This window comes from Pseudohaliea sp., from assembly GCF_040217025.1.
In the GTDB taxonomy this organism is placed as follows: domain Bacteria; phylum Pseudomonadota; class Gammaproteobacteria; order Pseudomonadales; family Halieaceae; genus Pseudohaliea.
On the sequence record NZ_JAVJOA010000002.1, the window covers coordinates 1 to 3903 of the forward strand.

6 protein-coding genes are annotated in these 3903 nt (G+C 53.4%); 5 read left to right on the forward strand and 1 reads right to left on the reverse strand.

Going from position 1 to position 3903, the window contains the following annotated elements:
- The first annotated feature begins 140 nt into the window (after positions 1-140).
- The gene (locus RKE50_RS00875) at positions 141-602 is read left to right on the forward strand and encodes a hypothetical protein (RefSeq protein ID WP_350033613.1); all 462 of its coding nucleotides are present in this window, start codon (positions 141-143) and stop codon (positions 600-602) included.
- Positions 603-711: 109 nt separating this feature from the next.
- Positions 712-1122 carry a hypothetical protein gene (locus RKE50_RS00880; RefSeq protein WP_350033615.1) on the forward strand — a complete coding sequence of 137 codons (411 nt, stop codon included), beginning with the start codon at positions 712-714 and terminating at the stop codon, positions 1120-1122.
- On the opposite strand, the gene RKE50_RS00885 is transcribed toward RKE50_RS00880, so the two are convergent.
- Complete coding sequence (locus RKE50_RS00885) at positions 1017-1340, reverse strand: DUF2938 family protein (RefSeq protein ID WP_350033611.1); 324 nt, start codon at positions 1338-1340, stop codon at positions 1017-1019. The genes RKE50_RS00880 and RKE50_RS00885 overlap by 106 nt on opposite strands.
- Before the next feature lie 218 nt (positions 1341-1558).
- On the opposite strand from RKE50_RS00885, the gene tnpA reads away from it, so the two are divergent.
- From tnpA to tnpC, 3 genes are all read left to right on the forward strand, one after another.
- A complete protein-coding gene (tnpA, locus tag RKE50_RS00890) occupies positions 1559-1870 on the forward strand; it encodes an IS66 family insertion sequence element accessory protein TnpA (RefSeq protein ID WP_075194880.1) in 312 nt (103 codons plus the stop codon).
- On the forward strand, positions 1870-2238 hold the full coding sequence (gene tnpB, locus RKE50_RS00895) for an IS66 family insertion sequence element accessory protein TnpB (protein WP_075194881.1): 369 nt from the start codon (positions 1870-1872) through the stop codon (positions 2236-2238). Before tnpA ends, tnpB begins: the two co-directional genes overlap by 1 nt.
- A 57-nt stretch (positions 2239-2295) precedes the next feature.
- Positions 2296-3903, forward strand: a 1608-nt coding sequence (gene tnpC, locus RKE50_RS00900) for an IS66 family transposase (RefSeq protein WP_350033612.1), incomplete at its 3' end; no start/stop codon positions are given.

Here is a 3903-nt window from a genome sequence, read left to right on the forward strand (position 1 = left end):
CTGCCAGTCCGTGATACGCTGCTGCCAGATCTGTTCTCGTTGAGTGTGAACCATGCTGACTTCCTCTATTGTTGGTGAGGAAATCAGTGTCGGCAATCTTGGGGCTGGGGTGTAGGTGCTGATTTAAAGGCGCTTACGAAATAGAAAAAGATATCTACGATTACCTGCTAAAAAAAGTACAGACTTTCAACGAGTCCCCATCAGACGTTTTGCGGAGAGAGCTGGCCCTCGGTGGATCACCCACTCGGGCTCAGGAAACTCATGAATTAGAAGAGGTTCTCAATTCTTCCAAAGTCAAACACGCCCGCGGAGTAGTTGGGAAGTTTGTAGAAATTCTCGGTGCTGTCTATATGCAAAAGAAGGGAGAGTTTGACTTAGTTCTATCCATCCGGGGTCGTGGAAGAACATACTTCGCGAAGTCCAAGAAGGAAATTGAAGAATCTGGGAACACTACACAGCCTAAGCAAATCCCTGGCTCGCCATATTGGGCCATGACGAATTCGCCAACCTCGCAGAAGCAGGCGGTCCTCAGGGAAGTCCTGGAATCGCTGGGATATTCTGCAAAAGCAGTAACGGCTGCAGTGAATGCCATTGCCGCATAATAAATCATTCCAGTTCGTTGCGGCCCTGATGGGCCTCCACCGGACGGCCTTTTCTTCGCTACGCAAAAGCCGCCGCTGAATATTGGCGTTAGGTATTCAAGGAAAACCGATGAGCATTGATCTCAAAGACAAAGCTGAAGGAATCAAGGCTTCAATAGGTAAGCTTTCTCAGGAAGAGTCATTGGCTCACTTCGAGGCTCAAAGAAAGCAATACGAAGCCGAGTATCAGGATTTTCTAGAGCATTATGAAAGAGATGCGTGTTACCTCTGTGGCAAACCGTTCTCCACGATCGGGAAAGATAACCCCTGCCTGCATTGGCTTCTCCGAAGGTGCAAGTTTAAGAAAAAGGACTTCCCAAAAGTATTCGAGAAATACGATTTTTATGCCATCTCAGCATTTCTGCGCTGGGTCGCTTATGCCGAATCAGGTAGCAAAAATATAAATAACCTGAAAGAAGAAAGCAGTGACCGTACCCAGATACCAATGAGTAAGGCAGCGAAGGCCGTGCCAATCAGGTAGTGGGCTACCCACCCTATGAAGTGTTCCGCACGCCTGGGAGACGATGCTGCAATAGAGTCGTGGCGAAATTGCCCGTGAGCCATATGGGCAATCCAGCGTCCTACCATCCCGTAGTTTGGGGGCGGAATGCCTAGCAGTGTCTTGCGTACGATCCCCCACAAGTCCGTTACAGCCGTCGCTCCGATGCCTATGAATGCGATAAAAAGTAGTTGGTTCATAACTCGTCCTTTATTCCTCTTGATTTCGCGTTGTTGAGATCGTACAACTTCAAGTCAACTTGAGGTCAAGGAGTGTTTATGGATATCGCTGAAGTCGCTAAACGGTCTGGCGTGCCGGCGTCCACGTTGCGCTTCGTAAGCGACTTTAAATCAGCACCTACACCCCAGCCCCAAGATTGCCGACACTGATTTCCTCACCAACAATAGAGGAAGTCAGCATGGTTCACACTCAACGAGAACAGATCTGGCAGCAGCGTATCACGGACTGGCAGGCGTCCGGCCTTTCTGGAATGGCTTACTGCAAACAACAATCGCTGACCTATTGCCGGTTTGTGTATTGGCGAAAGAAACTGACGCACAGCGAACCTGAATTAAACGAGGTTGCATCGTCGGGGTTTGCCAGAGTCACGGCGGCTCCTGACTCAGGAACACCCGATGGGCTAAGGGTTTCTCTGCCCGGTGGTGTGTCGATTACCGGCTTGCATGCGGGCAACATTGAATTGCTGGGTGCGGTGCTGAGGCAGCTGTGATGCGCCACCGATACCTGCGCCCATCCTGGGATCTGCCGGAGATCTACCTGTATCGTCAGCCCATTGATTTCCGCAAGCAGGCCAACGGCCTGGCCCTGATTGTTGAGCGGGAGCTGGGACACAGTCCGTTCTCCGGTGCCCTCTACGCCTTCACCAACCGGCAGCGGAACAAGATCAAGTGCCTGATGTGGGAAGACAACGGCTTCGTACTCTATTACAAGGCCCTGGCCGAGGAAAAGTTCAAGTGGCCAGGCCCGTCCGATGACCTGATGTCACTGACGGGCGAGCAGATCAACTGGCTGCTGGACGGCTACGACATTACGTTGTTGCGAGGCCATAAAACCCTGCATTACGAGAGCGTTGGATAGCGGTTTTTTGTGGTGTTTTTTAGTGTGTAAGGGCGTTGTTTTTGCTATAATTTTGCCATGAAAACAACGCCTGATAATGCCTCCAAAACACCCGATCTCAGTGGTCTCTCCACCGCTGAAATGATGGCTGTTATCAGTAACCTGAAAGAACAACTGGCTGCGAAAGATGACATTCTCCAGCGTCAGTTGAAAGAGCGCGACGAAACCATAGAGCGTCGTGACAACTACATCGCCCTTCTCGAAGAGTTACTGCGCTACAAAAAGATCCAGCAGTTCGCAGCCAGCAGCGAAAAGCAGCCCAACCAGATCACCCTGTTCGATGAAGCCGAACTGGAAGTCGGGATTGACGAGCTGCGCGATGAACTGCCTGAGGATGTCGAAGAGGCCGACGCACCCCCTCGCTCCCGCAAGCGCCGTCAGCGCGGCTTCTCCGATCAGCTGCTGCGCGAGCGCATCGAATTGACGCTCAGCGACGAAGAGAAAGCCGGAGCCAGCAAGACCTTCTTCACCAAGGTGAAGGAAGAGCTGGAGTACATTCCCGCTCAGTTGAAGGTGCTGGAATACTGGCAGGAAAAAGCCGTCTTCGAACAGGATGGCGAGGAACGCATTGTGGCAGCACCTCGTTCGGCCCACCCGCTGGGCAAATGCATTGCGACACCGTCACTGCTGGCCTACCTCATTACCTCCAAATACGCCGACGGCTTGCCGCTGTACCGGCAGGAGCAGATGCTCAAACGCCTGGGTCACGAAGTCAGTCGAACCAGCATGGCGCATTGGATCATCCGCCTGAACGATGTGTTCAAGCCGTTGATCAACCTGATGCGGGAAGCCCAGAACGGCAGCGATTACCTACAGGCTGATGAAACCCGGATCCAGGTGCTCAAGGAAGACGGCAAAAAAGCCCAATCGGATAAATGGATGTGGGTGACCCGGGGCGGCCCACCCGGCAAGCCCTCGGTTCTGTTCGAATACGACCCCTCTCGCGGTGGCAAGGTACCCGTGCGCCTGCTGGATGACTTCCAGGGTATCCTGCAAGCCGATGGCTACTCCGGCTATGGGCAGGTGTGCCGCGAGAACAAACTGACCCGGATTGGTTGCTGGGATCACGCTCGCCGCAAGTTCGTGGAAGCGTCCCGGGCTGCACCTACCAAAGGCAAACCCTCGAAAGCCGACGTGGCCTTGAGCCACATCCGAAAGCTGTATGCGGTTGAAAAAGCCGCCCGGGACCTGAGCGGTGCCGAGCGTTATCGCATTCGTCAGGAAAAGAGCCTGCCGCTGCTGAACGCCTTCAAAGCCTGGCTGGAGAAAAATGCGCCAAAGGTGATGAAGGGCATGCTCACCCGCAAGGCGATGGACTATACCCTGAACCAGTGGGATACCCTGACAGGCTATTGCGAACGCGGTGACTTACAGATCAGCAACGTGCTGGCCGAAAACGCCATCCGGCCCTTCGCCGTGGGTCGTAAGGCCTGGCTGTTCGCCGATACCTCGCAAGGCGCGAATGCCAGCGCCACCTGCTATTCTCTGATCGAAACAGCGAAGGCGAATAGTCTGGAGCCTTCGGCCTACATCCACCATGTGCTGAAACACATTGCTGACGCAGACACGCTGGAAAAGCTGGAAACACTGTTGCCCTGGAATGCTGAGTTGCTGGCTTTAAAAAAA